The sequence below is a fragment of the Acinetobacter sp. SFB genome, from assembly GCF_001647545.1.
GTDB lineage: Bacteria > Pseudomonadota > Gammaproteobacteria > Pseudomonadales > Moraxellaceae > Acinetobacter.
Map to the genome: position 1 here is coordinate 14,157 of NZ_LSZH01000018.1, position 17,736 is coordinate 31,892.

A 17,736-nucleotide genomic window follows, 5' to 3' on the forward strand; every position below is an offset into this window, starting at 1 on the left:
GGTCTGAGTTTATTTAATGCTATTGTGAGCGCCACTGCAACAGCAAAGGTAGCCTGTTTGTGAGCTTCGACCTAAGTGTGATTCCCAATAAAAATATTGTTTTAGCGGTAACAGGCGGCATTGCGGCCTATAAAAGTGCCATTTTGGTTCGTCGATTAAAAGATGCCGGCTTTAATGTCCGGGTAGTCATGACCCATGGTGCGCAAGCATTTATCACTCCGCTAACTTTTCAGGCTTTGTCTGGGAATCCAGTCCATACTGAATTACTCAATCCTGAAGCGGAAGCTGGAATGGGGCATATCGAGCTGGCACGCTGGGCCGACTTATTATTGGTTGCACCGGCAAGTTGCGATACTTTAGCGAAATTTGCTGCCGGTCTAGCGGATGATTTACTCAGTACTTTATATTTGGCAACCAAATCCCCGGTTTGGGTGGCACCGGCGATGAATCAACAAATGTGGGCGGCAAAAGCCACGCAGCGTAATTTAAATACGCTGGTTGAAGATGGTGTGCATGTGATTATGCCGGATGCCGGTTCACAAGCTTGTGGCGATGTTGGTTTGGGCCGTATGCCGGAGCCGGAAGATCTGGCACGACAAGTGACTCAGTATTTCCATAGAGCACAACGTGCCATTGCAGAAAAATTTGGCATGTTGGCTGGTAAACATGTGGTGATTACTGCAGGTCCGACTCGTGAAGCGATGGATCCGGTACGTTATATTTCCAACCACAGTACCGGGAAAATGGGCTTTGCCTTGGCTGCTGCCTGTTATGCAGCCGGTGCCAAAGTCACTCTGATTGCTGGTCCGGTAAGTCTGGATACGCCAAATGGTGTCCGCCGTATTAATGTCACATCTGCGGTTAAAATGCTTGAGATCAGCATGCAAATGCTGAATGAAGGGTGCGATATTTTTATTGCCACAGCAGCAGTTGCGGACTACCGCGTTGCAGAAGTTGCCGAGCATAAAATTAAAAAAACCGGTGATGAGCTAAATATCTCGTTAATTAAAAACCCGGATATTGTGGCGACCATTGCCCAGCAACAAAAGCGTCCATTTATGGTGGGGTTTGCAGCTGAAACCCGCAATGTCGAACAATATGCAGCCGGTAAACTGGTGGCGAAAAAACTCGACATGATTGCCTGTAATGATGTATCACGTGCCGATATTGGTTTTGCCTCTGATGAAAATGCCATGATCGTGTTTTTTGCCGAGCAGTATCACATGCAGAAGCGTGATCTGGAAAAAGCTTCAAAACAGGAAATTGCGCAGCAGCTGGTGGAAGCAATTCATGATGCTTTGCATCATGAAATAGAGCCAGTTTAAAAAAAAGCGGAGTTTATAGACTAAAATGCAGCGAATTCGTTGCATTTTTTATGCACATTAAACTATGTTTAAGGCTTAAAATTCAGATTTCAGCACCCATTAACTAGCGACCAGACCGATTAAATATCGAAAAGAATAATTACAGTTTTTAAATGGAATTTTCTAAGGACATCTAATGATTAAAAAAACCTTAACCCCAATAATGCTTGCATTCGCTTTGTCATTCAGCAGCTTAAGTTTTGCCGGCAAGCTTGAACAGAATATGGATACACTTGCAAAAAACTTTAAAATATTCAACAAGGCAGAGAATCAGAGCGATGCGCTAAAAGCACTGGATCATATGAAAGCTGCAGCCTTAGAGGCAAAACAATTAAAATTAAAAAATCCTGATGCAAACGCTCCGAGCTCAGATGCTTTATATGAGCAACTGCTGGCACAGATTGATAAAACCAGGACATTGGTTCAAGCGGGACAATTAGATCAGGCCAAAGTGGCAGGTAAAAAAATTGCTGCAGTTAAAGATCGTGGGCATGCTGTTTATAATCAGCACTGATTTTATATCCGATCCTATTTCAGCTTGAAGCATGGTGGAAACATAAATTAAGCCTGCAGTTTTTTCACTGCTTGGCATAGCAAGCTGTGTCAGACTTCTTTATTAGTCAGCAGAAGATAAAGAGAGCGGACAAGTCAAATTCAAAAATGCCAGTCCATTTCAAGTGGACTGGCATTGCTGATCATGAGGGGACATGCAATTAATTTGAAGCAATAGATTCCTGGTTTTCTTTCAAATAATCTTCAGTGCGTAGCATCGCTTCCTGAATATTAATTAACGCCGTTTCAACATCTTTTAGGGTCTTGGCATTGCCGCCACTTAACGCCTGACGCCATTTACGAGCACCCGGCAAGTTCTGGAATAAGCCTAAAATATGACGGGTAATAATCGAAAGCGGGGCACCTTGTTCCATGCGTTTGGCAATATAGGGCATCATTTGCGCCATAATGTCAAAACGATCCGGAGCTTCTAAATTCCACAGTTGCCCAAGTTCAGCCAAAAGATAAGGATTGTGATAAGCCTCACGACCAATCATCACGCCATCAACATGTTTTAAATGTGCTTGGGTTTCGGCCAAGCTTTTGATTCCACCGTTAATCTCAATCAGCAGGTTGGGACGATCTTGTTTTAAACGGTAGACATCTTCATAACGCAAAGGCGGAACATCGCGGTTTTCTTTAGGTGATAAACCCTGAAGCAAGGCAATACGGGCATGCACAATAAAGTTGTCACAACCGGTTTTAGCCACCGTATCGACAAAATGCAGCATTTCTTCATAAGACTGCATATCATCAATACCGATACGGTGTTTCACCGTAACCGGAATATCTACTGCATTACGCATTTCAGCAATGCATTCAGCCACCAAGTCAGGCTCTGCCATTAAGCAGGCGCCAATTTTATTGTTTTGCACGCGGTCACTTGGGCAACCGACATTCAGGTTAACTTCATCGTAACCCCAGTCTTGCGCCATCTTGCTACAGGTCGCTAAATCCTTTGGATTTGAACCGCCAAGCTGCAACACGATTGGCTGCTCTTCATGATTAAAGTCCAAATGACGTTTAGCATCGCCATGAATGATGGCACCCGTGGTCACCATTTCGGTATACATAATGATATTCGGATTAAACAGACGTGCAAAGAAACGATAGTCCTTGGTGGTCCAATCCATCATCGGCGCAACACTGATTCGCGGAGATTGAATAGTTTCAATGGTTTTGGTGAGAGTCATTAAAAAAACATGCCTTTGATCATTGTTGTGCAATCTGTGAAAACCTATAAAAAGGTAGAGGAGCCAGTTTGCCTTTAGCGCCAAATTTTACACCATAATGAAAAAATAATTCATGCTATAAATTATCAATGTGATTAGAGCTAGAAAAGAAGTATTGGGAAGCTTTAGATAACGGTCATAAAGTGATTTCAATTCATCGAAAAGGCTTTTCCACTTACTTTGAAAGAGATGCATTTCCTTCAAAAAATGAGAAGAAAACCCTGATGCGTTAACCGCTAGGAAAAGCCACACAGAGCTAATCTGACAAACGCATAGATAAGTATAGTGATGTAGAAATAGGTTATGACCCAAGAATAAAACAGTGACATATGCTAATTTTAATCAAGAAGTCACCCATCATGTGCAATATGATCATAAAAATAAAACCAGTCATTTGACTGAGGATAAGCAGCGAAGCGAAAGGTTGATCCTAACTTGTGCTCCTTCTTTAAGCCGTGCTGTCGCAGTTTCTAAATGAAGAACAACATGCTATTGGAAAATTATTTTTTGATATCAGCCTTATCATAAATTAATTTACTGGTACGGATTATCGGCCATACATATATCAATCTTTGCTAAGTTGCTTGCTGTAGTCAGCAAATGGCTCCATGCAAAACTAAAAGTTTCTCTGGTAATTATTAAGCCCTAAAAAGATCAGTGAGATCTTTTTAGGGTACATGTAAATAATTTACTTTTACTAATTTCTGATTACAATTTCATTTTAGCAAGAGGAATGAGCATTTATTGACTAAAAAATCATATGTTTAGATTAGATCTGAATATATGCCATCCTGATATTATTTTTTCTTTTTACCCTCTTTTTTGTATTCCTCATAAGCTTCCGCAGCCAGATTGCTTAAGGACATTCCTATGGCAGCATATTGATATTCGTTCAGGTTTGCCAATGATGCACGGGCTGATGGATGTTGAACACCAAACCCGGAACCAGGCAGAAGCACCACGCCAGTTTCATCAGCGACTCGGAACAGCAGTTCAGTTGGATTTTTGTTTTTCATGATCCAGTCTGCAAAGTCATCACCATATAAAGTACGTGCAGTATTTTCTAGACTTACCAGAGTGTAGTAATCCACACTATTTGGGTCTTGGGGAACCTCTACTCCTAGTTGCCGATATAGTGCTGCATCCCGTTCACGTACGACTGATTGAACAGCTTTTTTATAGCTTTGACGCGAATCCATCATATTAAACAAGGCAAAAAGGACCATCTGTACCTGCTGAGGTGTGGATAACCCTGCGGTATGATTCAAGGCTACATTTCGACTGTCTGCAACCATCCGGTCAATAAATTTGATACTTGAAGGATCTGTAGTAAGTGATGAATAACGTTCTGCAAGTTCCTTTTTATCCTTGCTGGAAAGTGCTGCAATTTTTTGATCCAGAACATTGTTTTTTGTAAGTGCAATCACGCCAAGACGCCAGCCTGTAGCCCCAAAATATTTCGAGAAGGAGTAGACCAATATAGTATTGTCAGGACATATCGAAAATAATGAAGTGAAATTATCTGCAAATGTTCCATACACATCATCAGTCAAAATAATCAGGTCAGGACGTTTTTTGACAATATCTGCAATGATGGCCAATCCTTCATCATTTATTTTCACTGAAGGTGGATTACTTGGATTGACCAGAAAGAATGCTTTAATAGATGGGTCTTCTAATTTACGTAATTCAGATTCCGGATACTGCCAGTTAAGCTGTGGATCAGCCTGGATCATGACTTCCTCAAGTTGATAATCATTGAGTTTAGGAATTTCAATATAGGGAGTGAAAATAGGTGTACCCAAGGCAATACGGTCACCATTTGAAATGATCTTGTTTTCTTTTAATGAATTAAAGATATAAGCCATTGCAGCAGTACCACCTTCTACTGCAAATAGATCCAGTCCTTCTTTAGGCATACTTTGTACACCCATTTCACGAAGTACATATTCTTTGATAATTTTTTCACTGAATCTGAGCATTCGGTCAGGAACAGGATAATTACACCCTAAAATACCTTCGACCATTTCAAGCAGGAAAGCGTCCGGATCCAGTCCCAGCTGGTCACGTACATAGGAAATTACTTTACCTAAAAAAACGACACCTGGTTTATCGCGATTTCCTAAAATAAACTGCTCAAAGCGCGATTGTAATCCTTGCGAACGTGGAAACCCGCCTAGGCCTTCAGGCATATATGAAAATGAGAATTCTGATTCAGTAGCAGAAAATAAACCGAGTTGAAAAAAGGCACGGCGTGGAACAGTGGCAAGAAAGTTTGGATTGCCACGGCCTGCATTTAGCATCATGCGATCCGTACGGCTTGTTGCTAACGCAATCAGTTCATCTTTAAGTTCAAAGGGACTGAGTTTTGAGTATTTTGAGTAATCAGTGTTTCCCATGAGGAATCTCCAAAATTATTGTAAACCGCATAAAATTGAAACTTGTGGATGTGGTTAAGCCAGACCCACAATGAGTGGACCGAGCAAGGTTAAAAATACATTTGCTAAAGCATATGTAATGGCAAATGGAACTGTTGGAATAGAGTTTCCGGCTTTGTCCAAGACACCACCAAAAGCAGGGTTGGCACTTCGCGAACCAGCTAATGCTCCGGCCATCACTGCGACGTTGTCATAATGGAGTACATAGCGTGCAAAAAGCATTGAGAGAATGAGTGGTACCACTGTTACCACTACTCCAATCAGAAAGAGGGAAAGGCCACTTTGCTTAATAGTCTGAAAAGCTTGTAAACCAGATTGCAGACCAACGGCTGCCACGAAGCCAGCCAGACCTAAATCTTTAAGGATTTGAGATGCAGCCAGAGGCATATTGCCTCGTACTGGATTGCGGCTATGCAGCCAGCCAAACAACAAACCTGATAAAAGTGCTCCGCCACCTGCACCGAGCGTTAACGGCATGTTGCTAATACGAATCACGATTAAACCGATTAACAAACCGACAACTAAGCCTGCTCCGTGGAAAATCCAATCTGTTTTTAAGCTTTGAGAGATCTCTCGTCCAGCCTCTTTGACCATGCGGTCGAGATCATTTTTTGTACCATAGACAGTAATAACATCTCCTTGACGAAGAACAGTATTGTCGTCTAGGGGCTGGGCATCATTATTTCTTTGAATTCCAATTACATAAATGCCATGTTTGAGATAATCTGGGGTATTGGCCTTCACATCTCCAAGGGTACGGTTGATGTATTTAGAGTTTCTGAGAATCACATCCGTGGTAGACATCACTATTTCCATGCCTTCGGAGGATTCCAGTTCGGTCCCGATATATTGAGCAATCGAAACGACACCGGCTCTTCGACCGATCACTAGAATAATGTCATCTGTCTCGAGCTTGGTTTCCGGAGTGGTATCGATAAATTGAGTGTCGCGTTTAAGCCGTTCAATTGTAATATTGGGGATTTTTGACTCAAGCTCTGCAATTGTTTGTCCTGATGCTTGCTGAACTCTATAAATACGTCCAACAATTTCAGGCATAGCAAGTTCTTGCCCAGGCGCCAGTTGAAAAGCACCTTTTAGCTGTTCAGCTTGTGCCTTTAGTGCATCATCACGAATGCCACGGCCCATAAATTTTGGCAGGATATTGACACAGATAATAATGGCACCCAGTGACCCGAAAATATAGGTTACCGCATAACCAATTGCGACATTCGCTTGAAGCTTCTGGATCTCGGCAGCGGGTAAGTCGAGGCGGGAAATTGCATCACCTGCTGTACCAATAATTGCCGACTGGGTCATTCCACCTGATGCCAGACCTGCTGCCATTCCTTTATCAAGTTGGAAAATTTTCGCCATTACCAGAACGGTAGCCAGTCCACAGATTGCCATAAATGCCGCTAATAGAATTTCTTTGAGAGATTTCGGTCCAAGCGATTTGAAGAATTGGGGACCACTTTCGAAACCAACTGCATAAATAAACAGGGCAAAGAGTATGGCCTTAACGCCATTGTCGACAGGTACACCAACAAGACTGAGCACCACAGCGACAAGCAATGAGCCAGCAACACCACCGAACTGGAATTTACCAAATTGAAATTTTCCAATCCAAAAGCCTATTGCTAAAGATAAAAACAATAGAATTTCAGGGCTATGTTTTAATTCACCTTGTATCCATTCAATCATTTTACAGACTCACTGTTGTTATTTAATCTATTTTTGATTTGATATTTATTTTTTACCTTTTCAAATTACTACACTGAATTATAGTTATGCAAATAGGTGGGTTTTTATTTCAACTTATATTAATCAACAGGTTAGATTTTTATATATTTTTTGAAAGTGATTTTTTTATAATAAATTACATTTTAGAACAAAGAGTATATTTTGTTAAATATATGTTTTATTTAATAAAATAATAATTTAAAATAAAATATTTTTTATATATGGTTTGTATTGCATTGTAATTATTATGTTTTTAAAATAGGAGTATGAAAATACAATATTTTATTTTTCAATTATTATTAGCTAATTGTTACTATATATTTAACAGGTTTTTTTGATTGTTATAAGCTCATTAAAGTTATTGAATTTTAATTTGAATATTCATTATATTTATTTGGTTTTAATGAGTGTGGTTAATTATATGTATGAATCTATAATATTTAATTTTCAATTATTTTTTATTTTATTGATGATTGATATTGATTATTAATATTGTAAAGGCCGAGGTTTTTATAGTGAAGAATAGAATAAATTTAAAATCAATTTAGCCTCAGCTTAAGCGAAGATTACTATAATTTAACTGACGCGCTTTTTTAGATGAACCTATTGGTAAGCATCTGAAAAACCTAAATCTCTAAGCCTTATATTTAAGTCAGTAGACAGCGAGACCATGAACTTTAGCAAACACAAAATAGCATTTACCTGTGAATGAAATTTTTTACCTAAGAAACTGAAAATAATAATTAATTTTAAATATGTCACGTGTTGTTGATTTCTTGCTGTCTGATAATCAAGCTCTATTTTTGTAATTCTCTTTTAATAAATTCTTCAAAAGCTACTGCATGGATAGAATTCAGGAAAGCTGAAGCGAGCGATGCCACTATTTTTTGTAATTGGACAACATGGCAAGAAGAAGCTGTCATCCGATCTTAAATGAAAAAAACAAGAGCCAGTCATTAGCTCGCTGCTCAAACCAGTAACATGGGTTAAAAGATAAAATTAGAATTCCCAGTCATTTCTGAATGGTATATTTTGATAGTTAAACACTAGATAAAAACTATAGAAATAAGGAGAATAATTATGTTTTTATTGGAAGAAATCTTTAAAAGTAAAAAAGCAGAACATTCAGATTACTTTAATCTAAGGATTCATCGTGGGCTAAGTTGGTTAAAAAAATCAGTTGAACTCGATAGTGATCTTGATCTTAAATATATGAGTCTTTGGATCGCGTTCAATGCCATTTATGCGCAAGATGTTGCCATCACGCAGGACAAACAATCATTACGAAAGTTCTTATATTTAATCTGCCAAAAAGATCAGGAATCTAAAATTTATAATATTCTTTGGGATAAGTTTAGCCAACCCATCCGGCTGCTATTAGAAAATCCTTATGTGTACCAAGGATTTTGGGATTTTCAAAATCAAAAAATCAGTCAGGTCACCTGGAAAGAAGATTTTGAGCAGGAAAAGAAGAAGGTGCATAGAGCTTTACAAGAAAAAGCGTCGGTGGATATTTTATTCGTGATTTTTAATCGTCTTTACACCCTGCGCAATCAAATGATCCATGGCGGTGTGACTTATAATAGTTCTGTGAATCGTAAACAACTTCAGGATGCCTGTAATATTTTGGCGGCATTTTTACCGGTGTTTATATTAGTCTTGCTGGAAAATGCCCAAACGCTAGATTTAGGCAAACCGTTTTATCCTATGGTGCAAGTTTCTTAATGACCGATTTAAACCAATGAAAAGTTTAATTCACCAGGAATAAAAAACTTTTTTTAATAAGAGATTTTTTTATTCAGAGAGTCGGGACTTTCGCGTGATAACGCATATCCAGTAAAGCAAACAAGGCAGAACAGATCACCAGCCCCAATCCTGCGAGACAGGTCATGCTCCATCCACCATGGTGCCATGTATAAACACCAAGTGCAGAACCACAGGCCCCGCCAATAAAATATACGGTCATATAAAGTGAATTGACCCGGGATTTAGCATCGGGGCGCAAGCGGAAAATCACGTTCTGATTACAGCTATGCGTGATTGCCAAGCCTAGATTAATCAGTCCATAGCCCAGAATATAACTGAGTAAAGACACCGCACCAAAATAAAGAAACAGCCAGCTACCGATCAGTATAGAACAGCCGATCCAGCTTAGTGTTTTGACATGGCCTCGATCGGCCCATTTGCCAATCACCTGAGTCGAAAGCGCACCAAATACCCCGACCAGTGTGACCAGACCGACCACGACATCAGAAAGCTGAAAGGGTTTTTGGGTCAGCAGTAGGGCAATGGTCGAGAACAGCATACTCATGGCGGCAAAAGCACAGGCCCCGGTAAGGGAGCGCAACACAAGCCGTGGTTCCTGCTTTAATAATATCGCCATGGATTTAAAAATTGCTGCATAGCTTATGTTCAGACGTGGCAGACTTGGTAATTTACCTTTCAGATAAAAACTTAGGCCCAGCATGGCGATGCCACTGACCACATAAATCATTTTCCAGTGAAACAGGTCGGAAAGTAATCCGGCAATACTGGTTGAGAGCAGAATGCCGACCAGTAAACCGCTCATTAGAAAACCGACCACTTCTCCGGTTTTTTCCGGTTTGACTGCCATGGTGGCCAATGGAATCAGGATCTGGGCAGCCACAGAAAAAAGTCCCGCAATGATGGTTCCAATCCAGAGCATCGGCAGATTCACCGCACTGGCACAAATAAATAAGCCTAGGGCTGCACCCAGCATAAGATAAGGAATGAGTTTGCTTTTATTCAGCATGTCGCCCAAAGGCACAATAAACAGTAAGCCCAATGCATAGGAGATCTGGGCAAAGGTGACGGTCAGTGCCACTTGAGACTCAGGAACCTGATAATACTGCTGGATCGATGAAATCAAAGGCTGGCTATAATAGTTTGCCCCCGCACATAAACCACAAGCAATAGCCATTAGCCACAGTAAAGATTTATCTTGGCTAATGTCGGGAGAAGTGTTCATAAAAGTCCTTGCTTAATGTCTTAGCGGCAATCAGCGGTTGCTGCATTTCAATTTGTGCAGGGGGGATTATAACAAGAGCGTCAAGTTGCAGGCATGACAATCGGTAAAAAGCAGGCTTTGGATTTATTTATTACTTGGATTTAGCTGCCCTTTTAAAAGTTTTAAAACAGCGTGAATCAGAGCAATAAAAATATTAATGCGAGAATTTATTCTTGGACAGGGTAATCATCATCACCCCGATAATATTCAAGATACATCCGATCCATTGGATGGCATTTAAATGTTCACCCAGAAAAACTGTGGCCAAGATAATGGTCAGGATCGGGCCAATCGAAGCAATCATGGCAGATTGGGAAGCGCCAAGTCGGGCAATACTTTGTGCCATCAGGATCGTGGGTAAAACGGTAACCATAAAGCCTAAAGCAACTCCATACCAGATCACACTGACGGGAAGCTGAGTTAATAAATGCAGGGGGGCAGGAGTGGCAATGAAATAATGGGTTAATGTACCTATGCACGCAATGGACAGGGTTAAACCGGTAAAATTCCAGGAACCAAATTTTTCAATCAGGCGAGGAGTAAGTAATAAATAAGTAGCAAAACTAATCGCACTGGCAAACACCAGACTCGCACCCAACCAGAAATTACCTTCATGCGCTACATTGCTTTGTTCCTGCAACATCACAATAACCGTACCACCATAACTTAAAGCAATGGCAAACAGACTTTTAAAGCTTAAACGTTGTTTATAGATGATGCTGGAAGCCAGAACGGTCAGGGTAGGATATAAAAATAAAATAATCCGTTCTAGAGATGCACTGATATACATCAAACCGACAAAATCCAGCCAGCTTGAAAAATAGTAACCAATCAGGCCTGCAATAATCAGTATGCACCAGTCTTTAGCCCTAATATTTTTATTGTGATGACGGTTAAACCAGCAAAGCAGCAAAAAAAAGGGCAATGCACTGACCATTCTTAAAGCCATCAGAACCGTGCCATCCACCAGTGGGGATAGCGCATAGGTTTGTTTAATAAAAATAGCTTTCGTACTAAACAGAAAAGCGGCACAAATGGCGAATAATGAACCTAATTGTGTAGTTGTTAGACTTAGTTTCATTTTACCTGCTTGAGACTTATTTTTAACGATGAAGGTGGAGTGCAGACATGTGAATTGTAAAGTTTTTAGCGGTCGAGGTGAAATACAAAAATATGATGCTAACGATTCCATTTGGGAATGAATTCTTTTTATGACTTTATTTTATTTCAGCAAACCAGTGCTAAAACCAAGTCTCGATGAGGTAGATGGAAAATTAATTGACCAATATCGGATAAATGCGCTGGATTTGTAGTTAAAATAAACAAATAACGCTAAAAATTAATATTTTCGATCAATAAAAATAAGGATACTCAAAGAAATGTTGAGATTTTGCACTCATGTGGTGCAAAAGACATCCAGTCCGGTAAAAATATGGATAAAACATCATCAAGCGAAATGGTCAGAAAAAAAAATCAATTATTTTTTTGGCTTCATCAGACTGAGGTGGAATAAAGCCAGATTGACAAAAATCACAATTCAAATTGTAAACGTATGAGAGTAGCCGAGATTTAATGGCCTGCTCATTTTTAGAAATTATCTTTAAAAAGCCGTTAATTTTCAGCCAAATTATTTTCTTTAGAATGTCACTTGAGCCAATCTGTTTAAAAGTAGTGCCCAACTAGGCTGTTCTAGCCCTAAATGAGGGCATCTTTAAGTTCGTGTTTTTATTTATGCTCAAAGCTCAACTTGTCAGAATGATCAATTCCAATTTTTTTGAAATTTGCTTGAAAAATCACCATCAGCAATTAAAGGCAAAAAACTAAAAAGTGTCGCGATGATATTTAAGGCCATAAAAGCAAGTTTATTTAAATCGAAACCAATAAATGCAATATCGTATGATTATTTTTATGAATCATCAGTTCAGTATGTGGGTATTTATTAAATAAATATTGGGTGGTAATTTAGTAAAGTTCAATTAGAATCCAGAAATTAAACAAAAATGCATCCAGGGGGAAACATTGCTAAACGCAATGTTTACTTAAGAAAAATTAGCTTGAGGAAGGCTCATGCAGATCGGAATCCCAACCGAAACTGTTGTCGGTGAAAATCGCGTGGCAGCAACGCCAGAAACAGTAAAGAAGTTGATCAGTGCTGGTCATACAGTGGTCATTGAACGTAGAGCAGGTGTGAAAGCCGCTTATATTGACAGTGCATATGAACAAGTCGGTGCCAAAATTACCGATGATGCCTATACCGGCAGTCAGATTATTTTGAAAGTTCGGGCGCCTAAAGCTGAAGAAATTCAGAAGCTTGCTCCAAATAGCGCCGTTATTGCGATGTTTGATCCGTACCGCAATACTGAACTTGACCAATTTGCATCCGCGCAAGTGTCTGCATTTGCTTTAGAGCTTTTACCCCGTACGCTTTCTCGCGCACAGAATATGGACGTGCTGTCTTCGCAAGCCAACTTGGCCGGTTATAAATCGGTGCTATTGGCTGCGGCAGAATACCAGCGCATGTTCCCAATGCTCATGACTGCTGCCGGTACAATTAAACCTGCCCGTGTAGTCATCATGGGGGTAGGTGTGGCCGGTCTACAAGCAATTGCGACTGCGAAACGTTTGGGTGCTGTAGTTGAGGCAACCGATTTACGTCCAACAGCTCGTGATCAGGTTGAGTCTTTAGGCGGTAAATGGTTAGACGTGCCAATGTCGGACGAAGAAAAGCAGAAAGCTGCCGATGCTGCTAAAAACGGTTATGGCTGGATGCCGGGTGAGCAATACATCAAAGACCAAGCAGCGATTGTCGACAAAGCCGTTTCCAATGCAGATATTGTGATTACTACGGCACTGTTACCTGGCCGTGATGCACCACGTTTAATCAAATCTGAAACCGTGGCCAAAATGAAACCAGGTTCAATCATCCTTGATATGGCGGTTGAATCAGGCGGTAACGTTGAAGGTTCTAAGTGCGGTGAAAATGTCATGACCGATAATGGCGTGACCATTTTGGGCATTCCAAATATCCCGGCAACAGTTGCGACAGAAGCTTCAGCACTTTATGCACGTAATGTTTTTAATTTCCTTGAAACTCTTTTTGATCAAGACAAAAACTTTGTCATTAATCCAGAAGAAGAAATTCAAAAAGCGCTACTCGTCGCTCATGGCGGCCAAGTGCTGTTAAAGCGTGGTTAAGGAGAGAGATCATGGTTGAAACGATTACAATTTTCGTCCTTGCCATCTTCGTAGGTTACTACGTGGTTTGGGGCGTAACACCCGCTTTACACACACCGCTTATGGCTGTTACCAATGCACTGTCTTCCATTATTGTGGTCGGTGCAATGATTCAAACTGTGGGCTTGCCGGTGATTGGGGTAGATGCCAATGTGGCTTTCCAAAGCATTAACATTGTGAGTATTTTGGGTGCGATCGCTGTGTTTTTGGCAAGTATCAATATTTTCGGTGGCTTTGCAGTGACTGCACGCATGCTTGAGATGTTTAAGCCGAAGCAAAAGAAAAAAGAGGGTTCATAAATGGAATTTATTCGAGACTATGCGGATTGGTTCTACTTGGTAGGTGCCGTTCTTTTTATCTTAACGCTTCGTGGTTTGTCTGGTCCTAAGACCGCTATTCAAGGTAACCGTTACGGCATGATCGCGATGGCGATTGCTGTGATCACGACATTCTTTGTGGCAGAGCATCCTGTGGTCTGGATGATTGTCGGTGCGATGATCCTGGGTGGTGTGGTCGGTATTGCACGTGCACGTACTGTTCCGATGACGCAAATGCCTGAAACTGTTGCGCTGATGCACTCATTGGTCGGCTTGGCTGCAGTTTTAATTGCGATTGCTGCCATTCTGCATAATAACCAAATGACAGCCTTGTTGGCTCAAAATCAGACTGCTTTAAAGGCGGCTGGTGTTCAGCATGTACACATGAGCAAAGTTCATTTATTTGAATTGTTTGTCGGCTGTTTTGTCGGTGCGATCACCTTTACCGCCTCTGTATTTGCCTATGGCAAGTTGGCTGCGAAGAAATGGGCAAAAACGATTTCAGGTGCATGGGTTAAACCTGTACAAGCGATCATTTTTCTTGCCATGTTAGCATCTGGCTTCGTGTTCTTCTCAACAGGCAATATGCAAGCTTTCTGGGCAATGACAGCTCTGGCGCTTGCGTTCGGTTGGGTCTGGATTGCACCGGTCGGTGGCGGTGATATGCCAGTTGTGGTCTCACTTTTGAACTCGTTCTCAGGTTGGGCGGCAGCAGGTATTGGCTTCACTTTAGAAAACAACATGTTGATCGTTGCAGGTTCACTGGTGGGTTCATCAGGTGCGATTCTGTCTTACATTATGTGTAAAGCAATGAACCGTTCCATCATCAACGTCTTGTTTGGTGGTGCAATGGGCGGTACAGCAATTGCAGCAGCAGACAATGGTGAAAAAGTTCAACGTAACCACCGTTCAGGTTCAGCGGATGATGCAGGCTTCTTGATGTCAAATGCCGACAGCGTGGTGATTGTACCGGGTTATGGTATGGCGCAAGGTCGGGCACAAAATGCAGTGAAAGAGTTGGCGCACATCTTAAAAGAACAAGGCGTAAAAGTACGTTTTGCGATTCACCCGGTGGCAGGTCGTATGCCGGGGCACATGAACGTATTGCTTGCAGAAGCTGATGTTGCCTATGAAGACATCTTGGAAATGGATGAGATCAATACCGATTTCCCTGCAACTGATGTGGTTCTGGTGATTGGTGCAAATGACGTGGTGAATCCTGCGGCAAAAGATGATCCGACTTCACCCATTTATGGTATGCCAATTCTAGAAGCGCATAAAGCACGTACCATCATGGTGATCAAGCGTTCTATGGCCACCGGTTATGCAGGTCTGGACAATGACTTGTTCTATAACGAGAAAACCATGATGATCTTCGGCGATGCCAAGAAAGTGGTAGAAGATATGACCAAAGCAATTAATGGCGGCGGTCACTAAGCTTTATCCATAAATCTCCTCTAAACCCTCCTTTAAAAAGTAGGTGAGCAACACTGTTGCGCAAGAGGATTAAAATAAAAAACCACCTTCGGGTGGTTTTTTATTTTTAGAATAGATGATTTTTAAAGATATAAAGTAAATGAGAACGGGTGAGATACCTTCCTAGAAATCGGTGAGGTTTCCCTCCAATTTGGTGCAGTATTACAGAAAAAGGTGGCTGAAATGCGTCACAAGATGGCAGTTAAATCTCTATCTTTATTGCTGATTTAAATATGAATGGCTAATTGGCTTATTACAAAGAAACTCAAACAGCTTTAAGACATACGTGTTTCTGAATATTTTAAAATAAAAAATATATCCCTTAAATTTGGCATTTCTTTTGCTATTTGATCAATAGGTTTTAGGGGGCTGTTCATGAAAATAATAAAGTATCTGGTGTGGCTATTATCGGTATTTTCATTGCCTGTATTTGCCAATGAATCTGCGACTAATACGGCTAATCTTCAAGAAATACGTTTGTCGCTCGACAGTGTCTGGGTAGTGATGGGCGGAATCTTGGTGTTCTTTATGCAGGCCGGTTTTGCAATGGTGGAAAGTGGCTCTGTGCGCAGTAAAAATACTGTCAATGTACTTATGAAAAATTATATGGATGCTTGTCTGGGGGGATTAGTATTCTGGTTAATCGGTTTTGGCTTGATGTTTGGAGTCAACGCTTCGGGGTGGATCGGCACCAGTCATTTTGCTCCCAATGTCATGGATGATTGGCATTGGAATTTATTGTTTTTCCAAATGATGTTTGCTGCTACCGCAACGACCATTGCCAGTGGAGCCATGGCTGAACGCATTCATTTTATGGCGTATGTGGTCAGTGCAGCAGTGGTGAGTGGCTTGATTTATCCAGTCTTCGGTAGTTGGGCATGGGGCAGTATCTTTGAGGGTTCGGGTTGGTTGAAAGCTTTGGGCTTTATCGACTTTGCCGGTTCAACCGTGGTGCATTCAATCGGTGGTTGGGTGGCATTGGCAGGCATTATTGTATTGGGGCCTCGCTTGGGACGTTTTGGACGTCATGGGCAAAGTCACCATTTGGCAGGGCATAATTTACCTTTAGTTGCTTTAGGTGGTTTTATCCTGTGGCTGGCATGGTTTGGTTTTAATGCGGCATCAACCGTAAATGCCAGTGTCAGTATAGGTCGCATTGCCTTGAATACCCATTTGGCAGCCTGTACGGGTGCGGTGGCTTATATGTTGTATGCCTTCATCCGGGGTAAGGCGATTCTCATGAAGACGACTATTAATGCTTCATTGGGTGGTCTGGTCGGAATTACTGCAGGTTGTGCAACCATGTCTCCGATCTTTGCAGTCGTGACCGGTGCAATTGCAGGTTTGCTGGTGAGTACCTTGCCGACCTTAATGGAAAAATTAAAACTTGATGATGTGGTCGATGCGGTTACTGTGCATGGTTTTTGTGGCGCATGGGGAACGGTTGCTGCAGGACTGTTTTTTGAAACCGATCTGTTTAATTCACACATTATTTCGATTCAGCTTTTAGGGGTAGGCGCCGCATTCGTATGGGGTTTTGGAATAGCCTTCATTGTATTTAAACTGCTGGATAAACTGTTAGGTGGCTTACGTGTGACTACACAACATGAGCAACGTGGTCTGGATTATACCGAACATGCAGAACTGTCTTATCCGGAGTTTCAGCGTGATGTGACTTTTGACACAGATGATATTACCAAACGTCACTAAGGAGTTTAGCCATGCCGAATGAATTACTCAGTGTGAAGCAAAAGAAACAAGCGATTGAACGTGGCTTAAGTCCTTATATGCAAGGTGCGGTACTGGAACGTGTATTACATTATTGGGAACAAGAATATGGGGATAAGCCTTCTTTTGTACTCAATCGCTTCTTGAGTGAAATTTGTAATACCGAGGAATTGCGCTTTTATCGCAAGGATATGCTGAAGCAAGTTTTATGTGAAATGTCGGTTGTTGAAAAACACGTTTTATTAGAGATAAAGCCTCAAACAAAATCGGGAGAATTGATTTCAACTCATCTTTCGGATGCTTTCTCTGACTTGATTGATGGGGTGCTGCTGACAGTTGTAGAGGCTGAGCTTAATGACTTTAATGATGAAGTTAAAAAACAACTGCAAGCGCTGGGCTTAGCCATAGTGACTTCTGCAAAAATCAATGAGACTGCCTTTGTGGGGTTTTTACCACTGGACCGTTATGCTCACGTCATTACGGTGATTTATGAATGTTATTGCGAGTTTTACGGACCAGTGAAAGCAGATCAGGTCTATGCACATGTGAAAACCAACATTAAGGCGAAATATCCTGATGTGGATCTACATCAATTATTATAAATGTTGTTGGATGTAGGGATTGAAC

At 41.1% G+C, this 17,736-nt stretch carries 13 protein-coding genes; 8 read left to right on the plus strand and 5 right to left on the minus strand.

Annotation, left to right across the window (positions count from 1 at the left end):
* Nucleotides 1–59: 59 nt before the first annotated feature.
* Both coaBC and AY606_RS15085 read left to right on the plus strand, forming a co-directional pair.
* Complete coding sequence (gene coaBC / locus AY606_RS15080; protein WP_067870413.1) at nt 60–1,325, plus strand: bifunctional phosphopantothenoylcysteine decarboxylase/phosphopantothenate--cysteine ligase CoaBC; 1,266 nt, start codon at nt 60–62, stop codon at nt 1,323–1,325.
* 175 nt (nt 1,326–1,500) lie between these two features.
* Nucleotides 1,501–1,878, plus strand: coding sequence for a cytochrome b562 (locus AY606_RS15085; protein ID WP_067870415.1), 378 nt, complete (start codon nt 1,501–1,503; stop codon nt 1,876–1,878).
* A 199-nt stretch (nt 1,879–2,077) separates the two neighbouring features.
* On the opposite strand, the gene dusA is transcribed toward AY606_RS15085, so the two are convergent.
* The 3 genes from dusA to aspT all read right to left on the minus strand — a co-directional run bounded on the left by dusA (nt 2,078) and on the right by aspT (nt 7,287).
* Complete coding sequence (gene dusA, locus AY606_RS15090; protein ID WP_067870417.1) at nt 2,078–3,109, minus strand: tRNA dihydrouridine(20/20a) synthase DusA; 1,032 nt, start codon at nt 3,107–3,109, stop codon at nt 2,078–2,080.
* A gap of 836 nt (nt 3,110–3,945) precedes the next feature.
* A complete protein-coding gene (locus tag AY606_RS15095) occupies nt 3,946–5,547 on the minus strand; it encodes a bifunctional aspartate transaminase/aspartate 4-decarboxylase (RefSeq protein ID WP_067870419.1) in 1,602 nt (533 codons plus the stop codon).
* A gap of 54 nt (nt 5,548–5,601) precedes the next feature.
* Nucleotides 5,602–7,287, minus strand: a complete 1,686-nt coding sequence (gene aspT, locus AY606_RS15100) for an aspartate-alanine antiporter (RefSeq protein WP_067870421.1) — start codon at nt 7,285–7,287, stop codon at nt 5,602–5,604.
* A gap of 1,119 nt (nt 7,288–8,406) precedes the next feature.
* Between aspT and AY606_RS15105 the strand changes: the two genes are divergently transcribed.
* The gene (locus tag AY606_RS15105; RefSeq protein ID WP_067870423.1) at nt 8,407–9,051 is read left to right on the plus strand and encodes a HEPN domain-containing protein; all 645 of its coding nucleotides are present in this window, start codon (nt 8,407–8,409) and stop codon (nt 9,049–9,051) included.
* A 73-nt stretch (nt 9,052–9,124) separates the two neighbouring features.
* Here the strand turns inward: AY606_RS15105 and AY606_RS15110 are convergent, their stop codons facing one another.
* Nucleotides 9,125–10,315 (minus strand): MFS transporter, encoded by a 1,191-nt coding sequence (locus AY606_RS15110; RefSeq protein WP_067870425.1) that lies wholly within the window; start codon nt 10,313–10,315, stop codon nt 9,125–9,127.
* 193 nt (nt 10,316–10,508) lie between these two features.
* Entirely contained in the window at nt 10,509–11,435 is a 927-nt protein-coding gene (locus tag AY606_RS15115; protein WP_067870427.1) for a DMT family transporter, read from the minus strand.
* Between the two features lie 986 nt (nt 11,436–12,421).
* On the opposite strand from AY606_RS15115, the gene AY606_RS15120 reads away from it, so the two are divergent.
* From AY606_RS15120 to AY606_RS15140, 5 genes are all read left to right on the plus strand, one after another.
* Entirely contained in the window at nt 12,422–13,549 is a 1,128-nt protein-coding gene (locus AY606_RS15120) for a Re/Si-specific NAD(P)(+) transhydrogenase subunit alpha (protein ID WP_067870429.1), read from the plus strand.
* A gap of 11 nt (nt 13,550–13,560) precedes the next feature.
* Complete coding sequence (locus tag AY606_RS15125) at nt 13,561–13,887, plus strand: proton-translocating transhydrogenase family protein (protein WP_067870431.1); 327 nt, start codon at nt 13,561–13,563, stop codon at nt 13,885–13,887.
* On the plus strand, nt 13,888–15,342 hold the full coding sequence (locus AY606_RS15130) for an NAD(P)(+) transhydrogenase (Re/Si-specific) subunit beta (protein WP_067870433.1): 1,455 nt from the start codon (nt 13,888–13,890) through the stop codon (nt 15,340–15,342).
* 414 nt (nt 15,343–15,756) lie between these two features.
* Nucleotides 15,757–17,091 carry an ammonium transporter gene (locus AY606_RS15135; protein WP_067870435.1) on the plus strand — a complete coding sequence of 445 codons (1,335 nt, stop codon included), beginning with the start codon at nt 15,757–15,759 and terminating at the stop codon, nt 17,089–17,091.
* Nucleotides 17,092–17,102: 11 nt separating this feature from the next.
* Nucleotides 17,103–17,711 (plus strand): hypothetical protein, encoded by a 609-nt coding sequence (locus AY606_RS15140; protein WP_067870437.1) that lies wholly within the window; start codon nt 17,103–17,105, stop codon nt 17,709–17,711.
* Nucleotides 17,712–17,736: the final 25 nt, after the last annotated feature.

What these genes read in the sequence shown, in the direction of transcription:
- AY606_RS15085 (WP_067870415.1), top strand. Translation starts at nt 1,501, where the DNA reads ATGATTAAAAAAACCTTAACCCCAATAATGCTTGCATTCGCTTTGTCA.
- dusA (WP_067870417.1), bottom strand. Translation starts at nt 3,109, where the DNA reads ATGACTCTCACCAAAACCATTGAAACTATTCAATCTCCGCGAATCAGT.
- AY606_RS15095 (WP_067870419.1), bottom strand. Translation starts at nt 5,547, where the DNA reads ATGGGAAACACTGATTACTCAAAATACTCAAAACTCAGTCCCTTTGAA.
- aspT (WP_067870421.1), bottom strand. Translation starts at nt 7,287, where the DNA reads ATGATTGAATGGATACAAGGTGAATTAAAACATAGCCCTGAAATTCTA.
- AY606_RS15105 (WP_067870423.1), top strand. Translation starts at nt 8,407, where the DNA reads ATGTTTTTATTGGAAGAAATCTTTAAAAGTAAAAAAGCAGAACATTCA.
- AY606_RS15110 (WP_067870425.1), bottom strand. Translation starts at nt 10,315, where the DNA reads ATGAACACTTCTCCCGACATTAGCCAAGATAAATCTTTACTGTGGCTA.
- AY606_RS15115 (WP_067870427.1), bottom strand. Translation starts at nt 11,435, where the DNA reads ATGAAACTAAGTCTAACAACTACACAATTAGGTTCATTATTCGCCATT.
- AY606_RS15120 (WP_067870429.1), top strand. Translation starts at nt 12,422, where the DNA reads ATGCAGATCGGAATCCCAACCGAAACTGTTGTCGGTGAAAATCGCGTG.
- AY606_RS15125 (WP_067870431.1), top strand. Translation starts at nt 13,561, where the DNA reads ATGGTTGAAACGATTACAATTTTCGTCCTTGCCATCTTCGTAGGTTAC.
- AY606_RS15130 (WP_067870433.1), top strand. Translation starts at nt 13,888, where the DNA reads ATGGAATTTATTCGAGACTATGCGGATTGGTTCTACTTGGTAGGTGCC.
- AY606_RS15135 (WP_067870435.1), top strand. Translation starts at nt 15,757, where the DNA reads ATGAAAATAATAAAGTATCTGGTGTGGCTATTATCGGTATTTTCATTG.
- AY606_RS15140 (WP_067870437.1), top strand. Translation starts at nt 17,103, where the DNA reads ATGCCGAATGAATTACTCAGTGTGAAGCAAAAGAAACAAGCGATTGAA.